The organism is Nonomuraea sp. NPDC049129, assembly GCF_040648495.1.
GTDB lineage: Bacteria > Actinomycetota > Actinomycetes > Streptosporangiales > Streptosporangiaceae > Nonomuraea.
This window is the reverse complement of sequence record NZ_JBEZDU010000002.1, coordinates 692,085-712,187: the sequence shown is the minus strand read 5'-3', so window position 1 is coordinate 712,187 and position 20,103 is coordinate 692,085. Positions and strand designations below refer to the sequence as shown.

At 70.9% G+C, this 20,103-nt stretch carries 19 protein-coding genes; 10 read left to right on the top strand and 9 right to left on the bottom strand.

All coding sequences use genetic code 11. The features are described from left to right. Positions 1-40: 40 nt before the first annotated feature. The 5 genes from AB0B64_RS08280 to AB0B64_RS08260 are packed head-to-tail and all read left to right on the top strand — an operon-like array spanning position 41 to position 4,376. Positions 41-1,087, top strand: a complete 1,047-nt coding sequence (locus tag AB0B64_RS08280; RefSeq protein WP_358175661.1) for a substrate-binding domain-containing protein — start codon at positions 41-43, stop codon at positions 1,085-1,087. A 7-nt stretch (positions 1,088-1,094) separates the two neighbouring features. Next, positions 1,095-2,069: an ABC transporter permease gene (locus AB0B64_RS08275; RefSeq protein WP_357960355.1), complete on the top strand. Its 975-nt coding sequence runs from the start codon at positions 1,095-1,097 to the stop codon at positions 2,067-2,069. Beyond that, entirely contained in the window at positions 2,066-2,812 is a 747-nt protein-coding gene (locus AB0B64_RS08270; protein WP_358175658.1) for an ATP-binding cassette domain-containing protein, read from the top strand. Before AB0B64_RS08275 ends, AB0B64_RS08270 begins: the two co-directional genes overlap by 4 nt. 35 nt (positions 2,813-2,847) lie before the next feature. Then, complete coding sequence (locus AB0B64_RS08265; RefSeq protein WP_358175655.1) at positions 2,848-3,723, top strand: sugar phosphate isomerase/epimerase; 876 nt, start codon at positions 2,848-2,850, stop codon at positions 3,721-3,723. After that, positions 3,720-4,376, top strand: coding sequence for a nucleoside/nucleotide kinase family protein (locus AB0B64_RS08260; protein ID WP_357960363.1), 657 nt, complete (start codon positions 3,720-3,722; stop codon positions 4,374-4,376). The genes AB0B64_RS08265 and AB0B64_RS08260 overlap by 4 nt, the downstream gene beginning before the upstream one ends. Positions 4,377-4,382: 6 nt before the next feature. Here the strand turns inward: AB0B64_RS08260 and AB0B64_RS08255 are convergent, their stop codons facing one another. From AB0B64_RS08255 to AB0B64_RS08245, 3 genes are all read right to left on the bottom strand, one after another. After that, positions 4,383-4,859, bottom strand: coding sequence for a hypothetical protein (locus AB0B64_RS08255; protein ID WP_357960366.1), 477 nt, complete (start codon positions 4,857-4,859; stop codon positions 4,383-4,385). Next, the gene (locus tag AB0B64_RS08250) at positions 4,856-8,605 is read right to left on the bottom strand and encodes an amidoligase family protein (RefSeq protein WP_358175653.1); all 3,750 of its coding nucleotides are present in this window, start codon (positions 8,603-8,605) and stop codon (positions 4,856-4,858) included. Before AB0B64_RS08250 ends, AB0B64_RS08255 begins: the two co-directional genes overlap by 4 nt. A 103-nt stretch (positions 8,606-8,708) precedes the next feature. Beyond that, entirely contained in the window at positions 8,709-9,704 is a 996-nt protein-coding gene (locus AB0B64_RS08245; protein WP_358175650.1) for an aminoglycoside phosphotransferase family protein, read from the bottom strand. A gap of 39 nt (positions 9,705-9,743) precedes the next feature. On the opposite strand from AB0B64_RS08245, the gene AB0B64_RS08240 reads away from it, so the two are divergent. Genes AB0B64_RS08240 through AB0B64_RS08230 form a run of 3 tightly spaced genes read left to right on the top strand, consistent with a single transcriptional unit; the run spans position 9,744 to position 12,272 of the window. Further along, the gene (locus AB0B64_RS08240; protein ID WP_357960375.1) at positions 9,744-10,268 is read left to right on the top strand and encodes a PadR family transcriptional regulator; all 525 of its coding nucleotides are present in this window, start codon (positions 9,744-9,746) and stop codon (positions 10,266-10,268) included. Next, positions 10,261-10,926, top strand: a complete 666-nt coding sequence (locus AB0B64_RS08235; RefSeq protein ID WP_358175647.1) for an ABC transporter ATP-binding protein — start codon at positions 10,261-10,263, stop codon at positions 10,924-10,926. Before AB0B64_RS08240 ends, AB0B64_RS08235 begins: the two co-directional genes overlap by 8 nt. Further along, positions 10,923-12,272, top strand: coding sequence for an FtsX-like permease family protein (locus AB0B64_RS08230; RefSeq protein ID WP_358175644.1), 1,350 nt, complete (start codon positions 10,923-10,925; stop codon positions 12,270-12,272). Before AB0B64_RS08235 ends, AB0B64_RS08230 begins: the two co-directional genes overlap by 4 nt. Positions 12,273-12,283: 11 nt before the next feature. Here the strand turns inward: AB0B64_RS08230 and AB0B64_RS08225 are convergent, their stop codons facing one another. The 6 genes from AB0B64_RS08225 to AB0B64_RS08200 all read right to left on the bottom strand — a co-directional run bounded on the left by AB0B64_RS08225 (position 12,284) and on the right by AB0B64_RS08200 (position 17,314). After that, the gene (locus AB0B64_RS08225; protein ID WP_358175641.1) at positions 12,284-12,769 is read right to left on the bottom strand and encodes a DinB family protein; all 486 of its coding nucleotides are present in this window, start codon (positions 12,767-12,769) and stop codon (positions 12,284-12,286) included. 69 nt (positions 12,770-12,838) lie between these two features. Continuing rightward, positions 12,839-13,306, bottom strand: a complete 468-nt coding sequence (locus tag AB0B64_RS08220) for a hypothetical protein (protein WP_357941446.1) — start codon at positions 13,304-13,306, stop codon at positions 12,839-12,841. Then, on the bottom strand, positions 13,290-14,090 hold the full coding sequence (locus AB0B64_RS08215) for a PAS domain S-box protein (protein WP_357941444.1): 801 nt from the start codon (positions 14,088-14,090) through the stop codon (positions 13,290-13,292). The genes AB0B64_RS08220 and AB0B64_RS08215 overlap by 17 nt, the downstream gene beginning before the upstream one ends. An 89-nt stretch (positions 14,091-14,179) precedes the next feature. Beyond that, complete coding sequence (locus AB0B64_RS08210; RefSeq protein ID WP_357941442.1) at positions 14,180-15,568, bottom strand: amino acid permease; 1,389 nt, start codon at positions 15,566-15,568, stop codon at positions 14,180-14,182. 17 nt (positions 15,569-15,585) lie between these two features. Next, positions 15,586-16,557 carry a MerR family transcriptional regulator gene (locus AB0B64_RS08205; RefSeq protein WP_358175638.1) on the bottom strand — a complete coding sequence of 324 codons (972 nt, stop codon included), beginning with the start codon at positions 16,555-16,557 and terminating at the stop codon, positions 15,586-15,588. 46 nt (positions 16,558-16,603) lie between these two features. Then, positions 16,604-17,314, bottom strand: coding sequence for a GntR family transcriptional regulator (locus AB0B64_RS08200; RefSeq protein ID WP_357941438.1), 711 nt, complete (start codon positions 17,312-17,314; stop codon positions 16,604-16,606). A gap of 115 nt (positions 17,315-17,429) precedes the next feature. On the opposite strand from AB0B64_RS08200, the gene manD reads away from it, so the two are divergent. Then, entirely contained in the window at positions 17,430-18,638 is a 1,209-nt protein-coding gene (gene manD, locus AB0B64_RS08195) for a D-mannonate dehydratase ManD (RefSeq protein WP_358175635.1), read from the top strand. Then, entirely contained in the window at positions 18,635-20,101 is a 1,467-nt protein-coding gene (locus tag AB0B64_RS08190) for a mannitol dehydrogenase family protein (protein ID WP_358175632.1), read from the top strand. The genes manD and AB0B64_RS08190 overlap by 4 nt, the downstream gene beginning before the upstream one ends. The last annotated feature ends 2 nt before the right edge of the window (positions 20,102-20,103 follow it).

Here is a 20,103-nt window from a genome sequence, read left to right as displayed (position 1 = left end):
AGCCATACGGTCATCCCATTGACGCCGAAAGGGGCATCCGATGCACATGACCTCGCATGGAAGGCGAGCGACGACGGTAACCGCCGTGCTGGCGGCCGGGACGCTGGCTCTGGGAGCCTGCGGCTCCAGCGTGTCCGCCGGTCCGTCCGGCAAGGACGCCGCCGCCGCCGAAGCCCCGAGCGTCGCCGCGGTGATCAAAGGGCTGGACAATCCCTTCTTCCAGACGATGAAGCAGGGCATGGACGACCAGGCCAAGGCGGGCGGCCTGTCTCTCACGGTCCAGGCGGCCACCTCCATCACCGACACGACCGGGCAGGCGGACAAGCTCAACGGCCTGGCCGGGCAGCCCTTCTCCTGCTTCGTGGTCAACCCGATCACCGGCACCAACCTCATCCAGGGCCTGGCCAAGATCGGCGCGCAGAACAAGCCCATCGTCAACATCGACAGCCCGGTCGACGCCGGTGCGGCCGGCAGCGCCAACGTCAAGCTGGCCACCTACATCGGCACGGACAACGTCGAGGCCGGCAAGATGGCAGGGAAGCGGATGAGCGAGCTCGTGCCCGCAGGTGACGTAGCGGTCATCGGCGGCATCGCGGGCGACGTCACCAGCGGCGCCCGGGTCGAGGGGTTCCAGCAGGGCATCGGGCCCAATCTCAAGGTCGTCCAGACCGTCGCCGCCAACTGGGAGCGCCAGACCGCGCTCACCGCCGCGACCGACGTCATGCGCGCGAAGCCGGATCTGCGGGGCTTCTTCGTCGCCAACGACGACATGGGGCTCGGCGTGGCGCGGGCCATCGCCAACGCCGGCAAGGCGGGACAGGTCAAGGTCATCAGCGTCGACGGCATCAAGGACGCCCTCGAAGCGGTCAAGGCCGGCACGCTGGACGGCACCGTCGCCCAGTACCCGTACGCGATGGGCCTGATGGGCGTCGAGGCGTGCCAGGCCGCCACGAAGGGCAAGACGCTGCCGGCCAAGGTGAAGTCCCCGGTCGAGCTGGTCACCAAGGACAACGCGGACAAGGCGCTGGCGGCCACCCCCAAGCCGTTCGGCACCTACACCGACCCGTTCAAGAGCCTCATCCAGTAGGACAGAGATGGCAAACACCGCAATCGCCGCGCCCAACCACGAAGCCTGGACCGCGCGCCTGAAGGACGTCGGCTTCTGGGCCGAGTGGGCGGCCCTCGTCGGGCTGATCGCCCTGGTGATCGTCTTCCAGGCGCTGAACCCCACCTTCCTCAGCGCCGGCAACATCGCCTCGATGCTGGTCGCCGCGGCCATTTTGATCATCCTGAGCGTGGGCCAGACGTTCGTCATCGCCACGGCGGGCATCGACCTGTCGATCGCCTCCGCGATGACCTTGGGCGCGGTCGCCTTCGGCCAGGCCTACGCGATGGGCTGGGGGCTGACGCTGTCGTGCCTGGCGGCCATCGTCGCCTCGGGCCTGGTCGGCGTGGTCAACGGGGTGATCATCGCCCGAGGCAAGATCACCGACTTCATCGTGACGCTCGGTACCCTTTCCGCGGCCTCCGGACTGGCGCTGATCCTGTCCGAGGGCAAGCCGGTGACAATCATCGACGCGGCGCTGCTCCGCCTGTCGACCGGCGGGATCGGGATCTTCGGCTGGTCGTTCATCATCGCGGCGGTCGTCGCGGTGGTGGGGCACGTCCTGCTGTTCCACACCAGGTTCGGCACGCACGTGCTGGCCACGGGCGGGGCGGCGGAGTCCGCGACGGCCATGGGGATCAGCACCCAGCGCGTCAAGATCGCCGTTTACACGATCTCCGGCGTGCTCGCCGGGCTCGGCGCCATCCTGCTGGTGGCCCGGATCGGCGCGGCCGAGCCCGCCGCCAACACCTCCTTCCTGCTCAACTCCGTGGCCGCGGTCGTGCTCGGCGGGGTGAGCCTGTTCGGCGGGCGGGGCAGCATCATCGGCCCGGTCATCGGCGCGCTCCTGCTCGTCGCGCTGGTCAACGGGCTGACGCTGCTCGGCGTCTCGCAGTTCTACCAGCCTCTCGCCGTCGGCATCGTCGTGGTGCTGGCCGCGCTCCTGACAAGGTTCCAGCGATGACGAACACCCTGCTCGACTGCCAGAACGTGTCCCTGTCGTTCGGCAACGTCCGCGCCCTCGCCGACGTCTCGCTCTCCCTGCGCCAAGGAGAGATCACGGCGCTGGTCGGCGACAACGGCGCGGGCAAGTCCACGCTGGTGCGCTGCATCTCCGGGATCCACCGGCCCGACAGCGGCCACATCCTCTTCGAGGGGGAGAAGGCCGACTTCCACTCCCCCGACGAAGCCCGTACGGCGGGCATCGAGACCGTCCACCAGAACCTGGCGCTCGTCGAGGACCTCACCGTGTGGCAGAACCTCTTCCTCAACCGCGAGCTCGTCCGCGGGTTCGGTCCCATCGCGTTCCTGGACCGGCGGGCCATGCAGGCCCGCGCGCGGGAGATGGTCTCCACGCTCGCGGTCAACGTCCCCGCGGTGAAGTCCCGCGTCCGTCGGCTGTCCGGCGGGCAGCGCCAGGCCGTCGCCATCTGCCGCGCGGCGGGCTTCAGCTCCCGGCTGGTCATCATGGACGAGCCGACGGCCGCGCTCGGCGTCCAGGAGACGGCCCGGGTCGAGGAGCTCATCCTGCGGCTGCGCGACGAGGGGCACACGGTGCTGCTCATCAGCCACAACTTCGCGCAGGTCATGCGGCTGAGCGACCAGGTCTGGGTGATGCGCGCCGGCCGCTGCGTCGGCGGCCGCCGTACGTCCGAGATCACCGGCGAGGAGATCGTCTCCCTCGTCACCGGCGCCGCCGGCCAGTGAACCCCGTACCCAACCACCAAGTAGAAGGCACCACAATGACCACCACGACCAACCCCATCGGCGTGCACGCCCTCGTCTGGGTCGGTGACACCACGCCCGCGTCGGTGGAGCACGCGATCCGCAAGACGAAGGAGGCCGGGTTCGACCTGCTCGAACTGTCCCTGCACGACTCCGCCAACCTCGACGTCGCGGCCGCCCGCGACGCCCTGCGGTCGGCGGGACTCGGCGTGGCCTGCTCGCGCGGCCTCGCCTTCGACGCCGACGTCTCCAGCGACGACGCCGACGTGGTCGCGCGTGGCGAGAAGCTGCTGCACGACTCGCTCATCGTCACCCACGAGCTCGGCGGCACGCACTTCACCGGCGCCCTCTACAGCGCCCTGGGCAAGTACGACCGCCCGCTCACCGACGCCGGCCGCCGCAACGTGGTGACGGTGCTGCGCGGCCTGGCGCAGGAGGCGCGGGGGCGCGGCATGACGCTCGGCCTGGAGATCTGCAACCGCTACGAGACCAATGTCATCAACACCGCGCGCGACGCGCTGCGGCTCGCCGACGACATCGGGGAGGACAACGTCCTCATTCACCTCGACACTTACCATATGAACATCGAAGAGGACGATCTCGTACGCCCGGTGCACGACGTCGGCGACCGGCTCGGCTACGTCCACATCGGCGAGAACCACCGGGGCTACCTCGGCTCCGGCCACCTGGACTTCACCTCGTTCTTCCACGCGCTGGCCGACATCGGCTACCAGGGACCGATCACCTTCGAGTCCTTCTCCTCGGCCGTGGTGATGCGCGGGCTGTCCAACGACCTGGCCATCTGGCGCAACCTGTGGTCCGACGGCGAGGACCTGGCCCGTCACGCCCACGGCTTCATCACCGGCCAGCTCCACGCGAGCCGGGCTCGATGATGACCCTCCACGATCTGGCGGCCCGAGCCCGCTCCCTCGTACGCGACGGCCACCGCGCGGTCCTGGGCATCACGGGCAGCCCCGGAGCCGGCAAGTCCACGCTCGCCGAGAACCTGGTCCAGCTGCTGCGACAGGACCGGCCCGCGCTCGACTGGGTGGCGCACGTGCCGATGGACGGCTTCCACCTCGCCGACGTGGAGCTGGAGCGGCTCGGCCGGCGCGACCGCAAGGGCGCCCCGGACACCTTCGACGCCGCCGGATACGCCGCGCTGCTGCGCCGCCTGCGCCAGGACGAGGACGACGTGATCTACGCCCCCGCGTTCGAACGCGACCTGGAACAGCCGATCGCGGGCAGCATCCCGGTCCCGCGCACCGCCCGGCTCATCGTCACCGAGGGCAACTACCTGCTGCTCCACGACGGCGACTGGGCCCGGGTCCGGCCCGAGCTCGACGAGGTCTGGTACTGCGATCTCGACGAGGACGAGCGCGTGCGGCGGCTCGTGGCCCGCCACGAGCGGTTCGGCAAGGAGCACGACGCGGCCGTGGCCTGGGTGATGGGCACCGACCAGCGCAACGCGAACCTGGTCAACGGCACCCGCCCGCACGCCGACCTGGTGATCTCCGACCCGACCCTGCGCACGCTGAAGGCCTGACGCCCGTCATGTGCTCCGGCTGACCCGGACGACGCCCGCCTGGTGCAGGCTGCGCAGCAGGGAGAGGTCGTCGGCCGGATCGAGCCAGACGATCTCGCCCTCCGGCCTGGGCCGCGACCCAGCCGGCTGGTAATGGGCGGTGACGAGCACCAGGGGCACCGGCGCGGTCCAGCGCTCCAGGACGGGCGGTTCGGCCCGGTCGGCCAGGATGACCGCCTGCTCCTCCGGCGTGCACGCGTCGAGGTCGCCCCCGATGGCCAGCCGCGCCTGCAGGCGTACCTCCGCCTCGGTCGCGTAACGCACCCGCTGCTCCAACTCGCCCGTGTAGCCCTGGATGAGGTCGGCGACCAGCTCGGCCGGGTCGTCGCTGTAGCTGCGCCACCATCCGTGCACCAGCTCGTAGGCGTACGGCGTGCCGTCCTGTTTGAGCGGCTGCTGCGGCGGCGCCTGCGCGGCCGAGGTGTTCCTGACACGTGGGCTCACGGCGTCAATTGTCCCGCCATCGCGCGCATCACGTCGTCGGAGGGCTGCCAGCGGGTGATCGCGAACAGCGCGGCGAGCTGCCGCCGGTCGATCTCCCGGGGGAACAGCGTCTCGACCAGGTCGCGGAAGGAGGCGGAGTCCTGTTCCGGCGTGCGCTCGCCCAGGTCCCAGTGGGCGCCGAGCCGCTCCATCGCCGGCACACCGCCCGGATCGCGAGTGGCGGCCTCCGCCAGGGCCACCGAGAGCTTGATCCTGGCCTGGATGATCGAGGGATCCAGGTGCCCGTCCCACAGCCGGAACTCGACGTGATCGCTCCTGCCGCCGCGGACGTAGCCGAAGTTCACGGCCGCCGCCCGGTGGTTCAGCAGACGTACCTCCTCCAGATCGGCGCGCGACAGGTCGACGTCGGCGTTCGGCAGGCACTCGTCGTAGGCGCGGTGCAGGCCGTCCGGGTTGCGCGGGTCCTGCGCCAGCCGGTAGAGGACGTCCTCGAAGGCGTGGTAGAGCTTCAGCAGGCGTACGTGACTGGCCACCGAGGTGCGGAAGTCGACTCCGACGTGGATGTGGCCGCCGGTGGACGTGGTGATCTCGCCCCCATGGGACCGGATGACGTCGACGACCGTCGCCAGGTTCGCCCACGTCTCCGGGCTGTCGCGCAGGATCGGGGAGATCACCTCACCCGCCACGAGATGGTCGCTGAACTCCAGCTCCACCCGCCAGCCCTGGTCGTAGCCCTTGTCCGAACCGTGGTGGCCGTACACCGTCGAGTCCTCGGCCAGCCCCTTCTCGTGCAGCTCACGGGCGATCTCGTCCACCACGGCGCGCCAGGTTTCCGGTGGCCTGCCCGGCAGGGCGAACTCCAGCTCCACCCCGAACGCGCGCGGCACACCGATCGCGTCGGCGGTCATGTACGGCACGATCATGCCGGGGTCCTCGCCCTGTTCGAGGCGGTGGACGGCCTCATCGTAGGCCCTCTGGAAGGCGTCGAAGTCCCAGCCGAAGTGGTGCTCCAGCCGGACGCCCGGGCCGGCGTCGACGGCGATGAGCGGGGTGCGCCCTGTCGCGTGGTCGGCCACCTGGTAGAGGCGGTCCATCATGACCTCGTACTCGGCGTGCAGGCCGTGCCGTTCGAACTCGGGCCGCAGCGCCTGCAGGCGTTCGGTGATGAGGTCGACGTCCTGCCTGGTGAGCGGGTTGTCGACCCAGCCGAACAGGCCGTCGGGCCGCCGCCGGATGAAGTTCGAGGCGAACGGCTGGTCCCGGTGCATGGTGATCCGGTCGCCGTCGAACGAGCGCGCGTGGTCGATGGCGAAGAACCGGCCGTCGTCGGTCAGCATCAGGTTGCGGGCGGCCCGGTCGGAGTTCGCCGTCAGCACGTCGAGCAGGCCGATGAGGATCGCGTCCCGCCTGCCCTTGAAGCCGGACAGAACGTGGGCCACCTCGTGGGCGCCCGAGGCGTCGATGAAATCGGCGAGCACGGCGCCCTTGGCATAGGGATCCAGCATGGCGCGGGCCACGTTGGCCCCGATCGCCTGCCCCACCTGGGAGACCACCACCTCGATGCGCGCCGGGCGCTCCACCCTGCCGTGCATCTCCTTCCTGATGGCCTGCGGCACGTCGTCCAGCGTGATGATGTCGACTTTCCCATCGGATCCCCCTCGGATGGGGACGTGGGTCGCCTCCTCCGCGTCGACCGCCGCGCGCAGTGACTCGGGAGCCGCCGGTACGCCCGCCCTCGGAGGCTTCACCTCGGCGGCCACCGCCGGCCGTTCGACCCGGGCCTCCGGCACGGCGATGTGCCAGGCGCCGTCACCCCGGTGGGGGAGCATCGGGCGGCCGTCGGCCGTGTAGCCCTGGATGTTCGCGGTGTGCGCCTGCCGGTCCGCGCCGATGTAGACGTACCTGTCGCCCGCGATCACCTCGCGGCCGGTGGTGTTGGCCAGCTCCTGCAGCAGGCCGTGGTTGGCGGCGGTCTCGCAGCCGAGCACCCGCAGGGCCGCGTCGGGCGCGGCGATCAGCCGGGGGTCGTGCACGAGCATGGTGCCGAGATCGCCGGCGGTCAGCCGGTGCTCGCCGATGAGGAAGTGGGTGCCGTCCGCGGCGACGCCGACGTCGATGATGCCGGAGGTGGGCGACAGCAGCCGCGGGTCGGCGGTGGGCATCGACATGGACCCCGGGTCGCGGTACCACACGCCCGCCGCGACCTCCTCCCTGAAACGGCCGATCATCTCCGCGTGCCGCGGTTCGAGGTGCGGCGCCGGGTGTACGGGTAACGGGTCTTGCCCGATCTCGACCAGGTAGACCCTGGTCCCGGCCTGGCCGTCCGGCGCGATGTAGGCGCCCTCGTGCGCGCCGAGGACCCGCATCTTGGTGCCCGGCGCCTGGGCCACCTGACCGCCGCCGAGGTCCGTGCCCGTTCTGGAGAAGGTGACGATCTCCGTGGGGGCGAGGTGATCCGCGGAGTACGACCGCGTGTTGAGCACCGTGTCGGGCAGCGTGAACTCGGCGCCCGGCCGCATGTCCCTGACCGGGAAGTCGACCCTCCGGTAGACGGTGCCCGCCACCTCGGTGTCCCGTCCGACGTGGTTCTGACCGTTCGGTTCGCCACCGTTCCGGCCGAAGTGGTGCACCAGCGCGTCGGCGACCGGCCGAGAGCCGGGGGCGTGCGCGGCTTCCGGGTGCGGCCGAGCCGTCTCCTGGGACGCTCGAAGCACGTGCGCATCTCCGCCCCGGTTGATCAGCTGGTCGATGCGGCGGCCGTCGGTGCCCTCGCGTACCTGGGCGAGGTCGGTGTGGGGCGCGTCCGCACCCCGCGCCACGTGCGGTCCGGGCCCCTCAGGTGCGGGCGCCGGCTCCTGCGGCCGGGGATCATCGTCCCCGATGCGGGCCGGCCGTTCGGCATCGGGCCGGGCCGCCCCGCCACCGTCGGCGCGGGGGCCGTGCGGACTCCAGCTCGCCAGATGGCCGTCCGCGACACTGACCACACCCGAGGTGAACGCCTCGGCCACCACCTTCAAGCTGACCGGCTGACCGCTCAGCAACGCACCCGCCACCGTCGCACCCGCGGACGCCACCCCCGTGTGCCCCATCAACATCCACAACGACCGCGTGGGGAGCGCCCACGCCAGCCCCGTGAGCAACCCGCCGTTCAGCGCTCCCATCCCCGCCGACGTGCCGACCTGCTTCCAGTCGATGGCGTCGCGCCGCGACTGGGTCCCCTGCACGTACAGGTCCATAGTGCCCATCAGGAGCCCGAAGCAGGCCACGTTGACCGCCAGGCGCTGCCCGAACTGCCGGACCGTCCACCGCGCCACCTGCGCCCGTGCCTTGAACAGCCCCCGTACCGTCAGCCGGCCGGCGGGATGCAGCAGCGCCCATGTCAGCCACAACATCTGCACCACGAACAGCAGCACGGTCAGCTTGATCATCCGCTTGGTGTACTGCACCTGCACACCCAGGTCGTTCAGCCCGATGGCCATGGTGACCAGCTGTTCCACGAGATCGGCCTGCCGCCCCCCGACGACCTCTCCCACCCGTTTCACGAACGCCTTGAGCGCGCCGCCGTCCCACTCCCCCCGCACCCCGCCGGTCAGCCACTGTCCCGACCCGTCGGCCGTGGCCACGATCCGCCGCGCGGCCCGCACCAACGCGTCGGCCATCCGGAACAGCGCCCGCTCGTCGGCCTGCGGCCAATCCGAGCCCACCACCCAGCCGACCCACGGCCGCAGCCACCCGGGGATCTCCATCCCGTCAAGCCACATGGAACTCAGCCCTCGGGATCCTCTTCTTTCTCCGGCACACCAAGATCTCTCCTACTATGCCGAGATTTTCCGTATCTTGCAGGAAATGTCAGCTCTTTGACGCCGGAGCTGTCAGCTCGCGCACGGTCTCGGTGAGGGCCTCCCACGCCTCCCGAGTGTCGGCGCTCAGCTCATGGGGCGAACGCAGATCCTCGACATAGATGGCCAGGTCCTCGATGGCCCAGCGCAGGCGGAAGAGCTCCATGACCTCCGGGTCGGGCCGCCGCCCCGTGAGCTCCGCGTAACGCGCCAGGTCATCCGGCCCGTCGGCGACCAGCCACAGATCCCGCTCCGGCGGCGCCAGCCCCACCGTGTCCCAATCCACCAGCACCGGGCCGCCTTCGACCATCACCACGTTGCCGGGATGCGGCTCCCCATGGGTCACCACGAGGTCCGCGCCGCCCGCCTCATCGACCCGCCGATCGAACTCCGCCAGCCGCTCCCGCAACCGCCCGGCGGAGTCGGCCACCAGAGCGCGGGCGGGCTCCGCGTACGGCCCACCCCGCCAGACCCCGCCCGACGCCTCGATGGCCTCCTCCAGCCGGCCCCGCATCGGAACGCGCAACGGCCGGACGGGAGTCGACGGCGGCGGCGACGTACGGTGCAACTCGGCGAGCATCTCCACGGTCTTCCGGCGCTCGCCGGCCGTCAGGCGGTCGCCGAACTCCCCGGGACGCCCGTTCACCAGCGGAAAGACACTCACCGCATGCCTGGGCCCGAGCAGCTGAAGCGTCTCACCCCCAGCGGCCGCCAAAGGCGCGACGACGAAGTCGAGGCCCTGCGCACGCAGGGCGACGGCGGTGTCCATGGCCCGGCGTAGCGCGCTCTCCCCGTCCCCGGCCTGGCCTTTCTGCGTCAGGTCCGCGACCGTGACGAACCACCGCGGCCCATCCGCGTCAGCCGCGATCCAGTGGTAGTCCCCGAACCCGACCGGCGCGTACTCCAGCGAGACGGCCCCGATCCCCCACTTCTCCAGGGCATCCCGCAACGCCCGCTCGTCAACTCCCGTCGGCCGGTCCTTCATGCCCGCCAGGTTATCGACCATGATCGCGCTTCACTATTCATTCAATGTATAGTGCTCGCCATGTCGACCGGACATGTGATGCTCGGGCTGCTCGTGGAGCGCCCGAAGCATGGATACGAACTCAAACGCGAGCACGACCGGCGCCTGCCCGGCGCCAAACCGCTCGCCTACGGCCAGGTGTACGCGACGCTGCAGCGCCTGCAGCGCGACGGGTTCGCCGAGGTCGCGGAGACGGTGCAGGACGGCGGCCCGGAACGCACGGTGTACGCCATCACCGAGGAGGGGGTCTCCGAGCTGACCCGGTGGCTGGACGGGGTGGAGGCGCCCGCGCCGCACCTGTCCAGCGCGCTGCTGTCGCGCGTGGTGGTGGCGTCGGTGGCCAACGGCGCCGCCGACGGCTACCTGTCCCGGCAGCGGGCCGCGCACCTGGCGCGGATGCGCGAGCTCACCGCGGAGCGCTCGGCGGGCTCTCCCGCCCAGGCGCTGGCCGCCGACTACGCGCTCCAGCACCTCGACGCCGACCTGCGCTGGATCGAGACGGCCATGCTACGGCTGGCCGATCTGAAGGAGGACTCTCATGCTTGAAGCGCGCGCGTTGCGCAAGACGTTCGCCTCGACCGTCGCTTTAGACGGGGTCTCCCTGGAGATCGGCGCGGGCGAGATCGTGGCGATCACCGGGCCGAGCGGCTCCGGCAAGTCCACGCTGCTGCACTGCCTGGCCGGGATCATCCGTCCGGAGTCGGGCGAGGTCCTGTTCGACGGCAAGCGCATCGACACGCTCGGCGAGAACGACCGTACGAACCTGCGCAGGCAGAACTTCGGCGTCGTCTTCCAGTTCGGCCAGTTGGTGCCCGAGCTGACCGCGACGGAGAACGTGGCGCTGCCGCTGCTGTTCGACCGGCACGGCCGCCAGGAGTCGCTGAACACCGCCCGCTCCTGGCTGGAACGCCTGAACGCGGCCGACTGCGGCGACCAGCGGCCCGGCACCCTGTCCGGCGGCCAGATCCAGCGCGTCGCCATGGCCCGCGCGCTGGTCACCGGCCCGCGCGTGGTCTTCGCCGACGAGCCGACCGGCGCGCTCGACTCGCTGGCCGGCGAACAGCTGATGGACGAGCTCACCCGTACGGCCCGCGCCGACGGCATCACCCTGGTGATCGTCACGCACGACAACCGGGTAGCCGCCTACGCCGACCGGGAGCTCGTGCTGCGCGACGGCGAACTCGCGGCGGAGGTGGCCGCATGATCGCCGTGATGCGCATGCTCGCCAAGGGCGGGTCGCGACGCGAACGGATTCGGGGGCGCCTCATGACCACGGGGGCGGCGCTCGCGACCTTCCTGTTCTGCGTGGCGGTGAGCCTGCTCCAGGCGTGGGACGCCCGCGTCGACGCCGTCTTCAGCGACGAGGGGCGCGCCCTCACCTCGCTGGGGCTCGCCCTGCTGATCCTCCCGGCGATGGCCTTCCTCTACCAGGTGAGCCGGTTGGCCGGCGCCACCAGGGAGCGGCGGCTGGCCGCCCTCCGGCTGGCCGGGGCCACGCCGCGCCACGTGCGCCTGCTCGGGGCGTACGAGAGCGGGTGGCGGGCGGCACTGGGCGGGCTGATCGGCATCGCGGTGTACCTGGTGATCGACCTGGCACTGTCATGGCCGCTGCCGCTGAACCGCCCCCTCCTGATGCCGGCGATCCTCGCCGTAGTGACCTTCAGCGGCACGTACTCAGGACTGAAGGCGGGACGGCACGTGGTGTCCTCTCCGCTGGGCGTGGTCCGGCGGGCGCAGCCGACCGGCCCGAGGGTGCTCGACCTGGTGCTCGTCGCGGCGGGACTAGGGGCGTTCGCCACCGTAGGGACGAACGAGGGCCGAGACTTCCTCGGCGAGTACGTCGAACTGATCGTGCCGTACGGCGCGCCGCTGATCATCGCCATCGGCATGGTGCTCCTGCTGTTCGGCCTGGTCCTCGCCACCGCCTGGCTGATCAGGGCGGCCGCACGGTGGATAGGGCGGCGCGCACGGACGGCCGAGACCCTGCTCGCGGCCCGGCTCGTGGAAGCCGACCCACGGGGCTGGGCCCGCGCACTGTCAGTGGTGGGGCTGACCGTGTTCTTCGGCGCCGCCGAGGGCGCCAACCAGGGGATCATCTTCTCGCATGGCGCCGACGTCGTCCCTTCTTACTTCATGACGGCCTACCTGCTGATAGACATCGCCCTGCTGATCGCGCTGGCCACCTCGGCCGCCGCCCTCATCGTGCATCAGGCGGAGGCGTTGCTGGATCATCGACGCTCGTTCGCGGCCCTGGCCGGCGCCGGCGTGCCCGTGCCCGCCTTGGGCCGGGTTCTCATCCGCCAGGCGCTCACCACGTCGATCCCGGTGTGCCTGATCGCCGCCCTCACCGGGATGGGCGTCGTCCTCATCCCCGTCTTCCTCGTCCCCGACGCGTCCGTCCTCCAGGAACTACCGAAAGCGATCCTCTGGGGAACGACCCGCGCGATCCTCACGGTGCTGATCGGCGTATTGACGGCTCTCCTGGTGGCCAGAGCCGCCCGTCCCCTCCTCCGCCGCACCCTGCACCCGGACGAACTCCGCACCGAGTGACGGGCAGAGGGCTACGTCAGGACGAGCCAGGTTCGGCCATCGGTCAGCTCACGGACCGCGTCGAGGTGCCCGGCATGACACGCCGTCTCGGTGATCACATGCAGGATGACCGTGAGCAGGTCCCGGGGCGGCTGGTCACCGAAGAGCTCGTCGGGCCACCAGGCCGGTCCGGCGTCGAGCGGGGTGGCGGCGATGATGGCGTTCGCCAGCTCGATCTCCCGCCGGTACAAGCCCAGCACGGTCTCGACCGGCTCGTCGGGGGCGACCTGCCAGGCGGCGTCCCCGCTTTCGAGCTCGACCGATTCGCCCGCCACGACGGCGCGGAACCAGAACCGCTCGACGTCGAGGGCGAGGTGGCGGACGAGTCCCAGGCACGTCCACCCCGACGGCAGCACCGGCCGCCGCAGCGCCTCCGCCGGAAGGCCGTCCAGGATCCCGAGCACATGCTCACGCTGGCTGTTCAGGGACGCGAGGAGCGTCTCCGTCTCCTTGGTCATGATCGGTTCCTCCACCGTTCGAGGTGGCGCCGATCTTAGCGACCGCCCGCGAAGTGATGACAGACCGCCTCATTCCGCCGTTCGGGGGCGCGGCGGATGTCCGATCATGAACGGCCCGGTGGTCTCGGAGACCGCCACGGGAGAGAGCCCGGCCGCGATGAGCTGGGCGCGCAGCGCGATCACGGTACGCTCGAGGGCGCGGATCTGGGCCTGGAACTGGCGGATCTGCTCGCGCATCGCGGCCGCGCCGGTCTGCTCGCTGGCCAGGTCGGCGCTGACCTGGGCGGCCTGGCCCTGCAAGCGGGCCACCTGCTTCTCCATCTGGGTCAACGCGTCTTCGTAGATCGTTTTGGCGCGGACGAAGGCGTCGGCGTCCACCTTGGAGCGTTCGAGCTCGGCGTGGCGTTCGGCCTGCATCAGCGCCGTCTGCTGCGTCTTCTTGTTGGCGTCGGTGGCCGAGCGGAAGGCGAGGTAGGCCACGCCGAGCGGGACGATGCCGACGGAGAGCTGGATGAGGATGTTACTCAGGTTGGACACTGCCGCCTCCGACTGGCCGCACCACGCCGGTATAGGTGACGCCGTCATCGCTGTGCCAGGCGTTGACGGTCAGGGCGATGGCGAATTCGCTGCCGTCGCGGTGCAGGCCGACCAGCGGGATGTCCCGCCCGGCCAGGTCGGAGCGGCCGGTGGAGCCGACCCGGGCCAGGCCGGCGGCGTGCTGGCCGCGGAAGCGGGGCGGCATCAGGATGGTCAGCGACCGTCCGACCGCCTCGTCGATGGTCCAGCCGAACAGGGTCGCGGCCTGGGGGTTCCACGACTGGATGACTCCGGCGCCGTCGGCGACGATGACGGCCGCCGCGTCGGCCCGGCCACCCGGGAAGCGGCTCACCACGACGGCCTCGGGCCAGGTGGCGATCAGCGCGATCCAGCCGCCGAAGGCCAGCCAGACCGCGCCGCCTACCCACCCGCGTGGGTTGACGCCGGTGAACGTCGAGAGCAGGTAGACCAGGCCGTACATCATGAGCAGCGCGGTGGCGGCGGCGAAGGCCACCCGGTCCGAGCGCATGAACATCTGCACCAGGCACAGAGCGCCGGTGGCGCACCAGACCAGCGCCCAGACGGTCAAGGGGGCGATGGAGGCCAGCATGGCGTATCCGGGGGCGACCCGCTGATCGGCCGGCACGAACGCGAGGGACGCGGCGATGGCCATGCTTAGCAGACCGACGAACGCCAGGGAGGCGCCGCGCCGCCCGATGCGGTGCAGAACGCGAGCGATCGTACGGCGAAGGAGGGGGGCGCCGGCAGCGGCTCTGTTACTCACGGTGGTTAGGTTAATGCACATAGTTAGCGATCGAGCGGTTATCCACACCCCACCCGCGCGGCCCCCTCGGGCATCTGGTCCAGGGAGCGTCAGGCCAGCTGAGAGTGCCGGCGGCTGTAGGTGAAGTAGATGATCAGCCCCAGCACGAACCAGACGGCGAACCGCAGCCACGTCAGCGGGTCCAGGAACGTGATCAGCCAGATCGAGAAGAGCGCCCCGAGGGCCGGCACCACCGGCATGCCTGGTGTGCGGAACGTACGCGGCAGCTCGGGCTGCCGATAGCGGAGCACGATCACCGCCACGCACACGACCACGAACGCCAGCAGGATCCCGATGTTCGTCAGCTCGGCGGCCTCCCGGATGGGCAGGAACCCGGCGATCACCCCCGACGCGACCCCCACGATCCACGTGACCCTCGTGGGCACGCGGCGTACCGGGTGCAGCTTGGCGAACCACTGCGGCAGCAGCCCGTCGCGGCTCATCGAGAACCAGACCCGGGTGACGCCGAGCATGAATGTGAACATGACCGTGAGGATGCCCACCACGGCGCCGGCCGCGATCAGCGAGGCCAGCCCGGACAGCCCCACGGAGGCGAACGCCGTGGCGAAGCCGCTCTCCGGGTCGATGTCGCGGTAGTTCTGCATGCCGGTGAGCACGAGCGTGGCCAGCACGTACAGGATCATCGAGATGGTCAGCGAGTAGATGATCGCTCTCGGCATGTGCCGCCGGGCGTCCCGCGACTCCTCGGCCGCGGTGCTCATCGCGTCGTAGCCGAACACCGCGAAGAACACGGTCGCGGCCCCGGTGATCGCGCCGCCGATCCCGAACGGGAAGAACGGCGTGTAGTTGGCGGGCTTGATGTAGAAGAACCCGACCACGATCACCAGCACCACGACGGCGATCTTGATGGCCACCACCCACGTCTCGAACCTGGCGGCGGCGCGGATGCCGAGGTTCAGCAGGTACGCGATGAGCAGGCACAACAGGACCGCGAACAGGTCCACCACGTGCCCGGTGCCGGTGCCGGGCGCGCCGAGCATCCAGGCGGGCAGCGTGAAGCCGAGTTGCTGGACGAGGAAGCCGAAGTAGCCCGAGATGCCGATGGCCACGACCGCGACGATGGCGGTGTACTCCAGCAGCAGGTCCCAGCCGATGAACCAGCCGACGATCTCTCCCAGGACCGCGTACCCGTAGGTGTAGGCGGAGCCCGACTTCGGGATCATGCCCGCGAACTCGGCGTAGGAGAACGCGGCGGCGGCGCTGGCCACCCCCGCGATGAGGAAGGACACCAGCACCGCCGGCCCCGCCGTCTGGTTGGCGACCGCGCCGGCCAGGGCGAAGATCCCCGCGCCGATGATGCCGCCCACCCCGATGGCGGTGAGCTGCCACAGACCGAGTGACCTGGACAGCTCCCCCTCGTGCTCGGTGGCGATCTGCTCCACCGGTTTGCGCCTGAAGACACCTTGCGAAGAGACCATGACGCCCCCATCAATGGCTACATGCGTCCCTCTTTCCCCTCTGAACTGGCACTATGCGTGCCGCTGGCCCGCAGGGCGCGGATGAACCAGTCGAGCGCCGGCGCCAGGCTCTCCGGGGCGGGCCAGCCGTTGATCACCGCGAGCAGCCGCAGGTAGCGCTCCCAGCTCGGGTTGTTCGCGCTCTCCAGCCGTACCAGCAGGCGGCGCCGGAGATCGGCGTCGTCGGGGCAGTCGTAGACGTGCGCGTATCGGGCCGTGACCGCCGCCACGACCGCCTCGGCCCGGGGCGAGGCGGGGTCGATGCCGGCCGCCAGGGCCGGACCCGCCTCGTCGCGGACCATCGCGGCGGAGTCGCGGCGCGGGAGCGTGGTGTCGCTCTGGGCCCGCTCGGCCGCGTACTGCTCGGCCAGGTGCCGCACGCCGGCCCGGAAGTCCGGGTCCTGGGACAGCTCGGCGAGCTCCACCCACGCCTCGACCTGCTCGGGTTCGGGATTGTCGGGCAGTTCGGGGGTCATCGAGCGCATGACTCCCGCGAACCCGGGGTGGGCGTCCAGGCCGCCGAAGGCGGTGTCGAGGAAGTCGCCGATCAACCGGCGGCGTTCGTCCTCGGAGAGCTTGGCCAGCTTGTGCATGAGATCCGTCTCCTCAGGGGTGGACCCGCGCCTGGCCACCGCCGTCAGCACCGCGCGCCGCAGCCGCAGCGTGCGGATCTGCACCGCCAGCGCGTCGGCGTGCGCCGCGGCGACCTCGGCGAGCGAGACCTCCCGGTCCACGACCTTCCGGATCGTGGGCAGGTCCAGCCCCAGGTCGCGCAGCGTCCGCACCAGTTCGAGGCGGGCGAGGGCGTCGACGTCGTAGCGGCGGTAGCCGGCCGGGCTTCGGCCGGTCGGCGGCACGATCCCGCGGTCGGAGTAGAACCGGATGGCCTTGACCGTCAGGCCGGTCCGCCGCGCCAGTTCGCCGATCGAGTAGAGCGTGTCGCCGTCCATGCCTTCCACCCTTGCGCCTCCCCTAAGTGGAGACTCAAGCCCGCCCTTACTCCCAGACGACGACGTTGCGGCGGACCGGAGCCGAGCCGGAGTCCGTGGCGAACAGCTCCGGGGAGTGCTCCCGGATGCGTTCGACGTCGTTGAAGACCGCCCTCAGGTGGGTGCGCATGGCCGTGCGGGCCAGCACCACGTCGCCGCGGACCACCGCGTCGAGGATCTCGACGTGCTGGGCGGCGAAGCTCGTCGGGGAGGTCACATGGAGGCCGAGCCGGCGCGCGCGGTCCAGATGCCCCTTGGCCGAGGCCACGGTCGTCCAGGCGCTGCCGTGCCCGCTCAGCCGCAGCAGGCCCTGGTGGAAGGCCTCGTCGAGGGCGAAGAACCCCTCGATGTCGAGGTCGGGCCGCTGCTGGTCCCTGAGGTTCTGCCGCAGCTCCTCGACCAGGTCGGTGTCGAGCTCGGCGGGCAGGTCGTCGAGTGAGGCCAGCTCCACGGCCTCACGCAGGAACTGCGCGTCGGCCACTCTGGCCGGGTCGACGCGGGAGACGAACGAGCCGACCTGGGGGAAGATCTGGACCAGGCCCTCTTCGGACAGCAGGATCAGGCTCTCGCGGACCGGCGTGCGGCTCACCTTGAGCGCGGCCGCGAGCTCGTTCTCGGACAGGGCCGTCCCCGGCGGGAGCTCAAGGGTCAGGACCTTACGGCGCAGGGCCTCGTAAACAGTGCGACGACTGGTCCGCCGCTGGTTCGATCCGGCCACACGCTCACCCTACCCGGTCATCGCACAACTAGTATTGCGCATCTGTGCGACAGATGCTTGTATATCAGTACTGCTCGACTACAGAGTGTCGGAGATCGTCCGAAGGAGTGGACCTGTGAGCAAGATCGAGCGTGCCGAGGTGTTCGTGGCCTCCCCGGGGCGGACCTTCGTCACCTTGCGCATCACGACCTCGGACGGTGTGACCGGCCTCGGCGACGCCACGCTGAACGGCCGCGAGCTGGCCGTGGCGAGCTACCTGCAGGAGCACCTCGTACCGCTGCTGATCGGCAAGGATCCGGCGCGGATCGAGGACATGTGGCAGTACCTCTACCGTGGCGCGTACTGGCGCCGCGGCCCCGTCACGATGACGGCCATCTCCGCCGTGGACACAGCCCTGTGGGACATCAAGGGCAAGGTCGCCGGTCTGCCGGTCTACCAGCTGCTCGGCGGACGCTCCCGTGACGGCGTCATGGTCTACTCACACGCCAGCGGCATGGACGTCCCCTCCCTGCTCGACGACGTCGAGCGGTTCCTCGATCTCGGCTACAAGGCGGTCCGCGCCCAGGCCGCCGTCCCGGACGTCGGCGGCACCTACGGGATCCGCAAGGGCAAGGTGTACGAACCGGCCGCGTCCTCGCTGCCCGACGAGCAGCCGTGGGACACCGAGGCTTATCTCGGGTTCGCGCCGACCTACCTCGAAGCCGTACGTGAGCGCTTCGGCTTCGGCTTCCACCTCCTGCACGACATCCACCACCGGCTCACGCCGATCGAGGCGGCCCGCTTCGGCAAGCGGGTGGAGGACTGCCGGCTGTTCTGGATGGAGGACCCGACGCCGGCCGAGAACCAGGAGTCGTTCCGGCTCATCCGTCAGCACACGACGACGCCGATCGCGGTCGGAGAGACGCTGACCTCGATCTGGGACGTCCAGCACCTGATCACCGAGCAGCTCATCGACTACGTGCGCACCACCGTCGTCCACGCCGGCGGGATCACGCACCTGCGCCGGATCTTCGACCTGGCCGCGCTCTACCAGGTCAGAACCGGTTCCCACGGGGCGACGGACCTCTCACCGATCACCCTGGCCGCCGCGGTGCACGTCGACCTCTCGGTGCCCAACTTCGGCATCCAGGAGTACATGGGCCACCCCGACGAGGCCGCGGAGGTCTTCCGCAGCGGGGTGACGCTGGCCGACGGCATGCTCAACCCGTCGGAGGAGCCCGGTCTCGGTGTCGAGTACGACGAGAAGGAGGCCGCGCGCTTCCCCTATGAGGCTCGCTACCTGCCCGTCGCGCGGCGCCTCGACGGCTCGGTGCATGACTGGTGAAGACCTCGATCCTGCCCTCGCTGAGCCTCGCCACGCTCGACCGGATCGCTCCTGACCTGCGCCCGGCCGTCGATCCCCGGGAACTGCGCCCGAAGGTCGTCCACTTCGGCCTCGGCGCGTTCCACCGGGCCCACCAGGCGGTCTACACCGAGAGCGCGGCGGCCCGGAGCGGCGAGCCGTGGGGGATCGTCGCCGTGGCCCCACGCTCGACGCGGGTGGTGAAGGCGATGCGCGTCCAGGACTGCCTGTACTCGGTGGCCGAGCGCCGCCCCACGGCTACCACCACCCGCGCGATCGGGTCCATCGTCGGCGCCCTGGGGATGCGCCAGGACGCCGAGCGGGTCGACGAGCTGCTCGCCGATCCCGGCGTCACGGTGGTGACCCTGACAATCACCGAGGCGGGCCACTACCGCCGCCCCGGGGCCGACGGGCTCGACACCGGCGCCCCGGAGATCGCGGCGGACCTCGCGGCGGCGCGGACCGCGGACATCACCACGGTCGTCGGCCGGCTCGCCGTGGGGCTCGCCGCGCGGATGCGCGCCGGTGGTGCCCCGATCAGCGTCGTGTCCTGCGACAACATGGCCGCCAACGGCGCCGCGCTCGGCACGGTGGTACGCGGCTTCGTCGAAGCCTCCTCGTGGCCCGACCGGCGAGCCGTCCTCGACTGGATGGCGACGTCGGTGGCCTTCCCTTCGACGATCGTCGACCGCATCGTGCCGGCGACGACCGACGCGGACCGGGAGGCGGCCCGCGCCGCGCTCGGCGTGTGGGACGAGGTGCCGGTGGTCGGCGAGCCGTACCGGCAGTGGGTCCTGGAGGACTCCTTCGCCGGGCCCCGGCCGTCATGGGAACTCGACGGCGCCCTGTTCGTCCCCGACGTCGTGCCGTACCAGCTCACCAAGCTGCGGTTGCTCAACGGGTCCCACTCGGCCCTGGCCTATCTGGGCGCGGCGGCCGGCTGCGCGACGATTGCCGACGTCCTGGAGACCGGCTGGGGTGAACGGCTGGTCCGGGCGCTGAGCGCGGAGGTCGCGCCGACGCTGCCCGAGGGCGGCCCCGATCCGGTCGCCTACGCTGATGACCTGGTCAAACGGTTCCGTAACCGCAAAATCCGGCACCTGCTCCGGCAGATCGGCTCCGACGGCTCCCGGAAGATCCCGGAACGCTGGTTCGGCGCCCTGCGCTCGCTGCGCGCCGCCCGCGCCGCCACCCCGGCGCTCGAACTAGCGCTCGCCGCCTGGGCGAACGCCACCCGCCCCGCCGACGACGGCCAGCTGTTCGGCACGACCGATCCGGCCGCCGCGCAGCTGGCGGCCTGCTGGCATGAGGCGGCCGACCACGAAGACACCATCCGCCGCCTGCTTCACGTGCTCGGCGCGGCGGACCTGGCCGGTGACGGCGCGCTCGTCGCCGGCATCGCCGACCGGCTGCCCGCTCTGCGGGCCGGCCACGTCGAAATCTGATC

What these genes read in the sequence shown, in the direction of transcription:
- AB0B64_RS08235 (WP_358175647.1), top strand. Translation starts at nt 10,261, where the DNA reads ATGCTTGAAGCGCGCGCGTTGCGCAAGACGTTCGCCTCGACCGTCGCT.
- AB0B64_RS08240 (WP_357960375.1), top strand. Translation starts at nt 9,744, where the DNA reads ATGTCGACCGGACATGTGATGCTCGGGCTGCTCGTGGAGCGCCCGAAG.
- AB0B64_RS08260 (WP_357960363.1), top strand. Translation starts at nt 3,720, where the DNA reads ATGATGACCCTCCACGATCTGGCGGCCCGAGCCCGCTCCCTCGTACGC.
- AB0B64_RS08270 (WP_358175658.1), top strand. Translation starts at nt 2,066, where the DNA reads ATGACGAACACCCTGCTCGACTGCCAGAACGTGTCCCTGTCGTTCGGC.
- AB0B64_RS08225 (WP_358175641.1), bottom strand. Translation starts at nt 12,769, where the DNA reads ATGACCAAGGAGACGGAGACGCTCCTCGCGTCCCTGAACAGCCAGCGT.
- AB0B64_RS08265 (WP_358175655.1), top strand. Translation starts at nt 2,848, where the DNA reads ATGACCACCACGACCAACCCCATCGGCGTGCACGCCCTCGTCTGGGTC.
- AB0B64_RS08245 (WP_358175650.1), bottom strand. Translation starts at nt 9,704, where the DNA reads ATGGTCGATAACCTGGCGGGCATGAAGGACCGGCCGACGGGAGTTGAC.
- AB0B64_RS08280 (WP_358175661.1), top strand. Translation starts at nt 41, where the DNA reads ATGCACATGACCTCGCATGGAAGGCGAGCGACGACGGTAACCGCCGTG.
- AB0B64_RS08250 (WP_358175653.1), bottom strand. Translation starts at nt 8,605, where the DNA reads ATGGAGATCCCCGGGTGGCTGCGGCCGTGGGTCGGCTGGGTGGTGGGC.
- AB0B64_RS08275 (WP_357960355.1), top strand. Translation starts at nt 1,095, where the DNA reads ATGGCAAACACCGCAATCGCCGCGCCCAACCACGAAGCCTGGACCGCG.
- AB0B64_RS08205 (WP_358175638.1), bottom strand. Translation starts at nt 16,557, where the DNA reads ATGGACGGCGACACGCTCTACTCGATCGGCGAACTGGCGCGGCGGACC.
- AB0B64_RS08210 (WP_357941442.1), bottom strand. Translation starts at nt 15,568, where the DNA reads ATGGTCTCTTCGCAAGGTGTCTTCAGGCGCAAACCGGTGGAGCAGATC.
- AB0B64_RS08230 (WP_358175644.1), top strand. Translation starts at nt 10,923, where the DNA reads ATGATCGCCGTGATGCGCATGCTCGCCAAGGGCGGGTCGCGACGCGAA.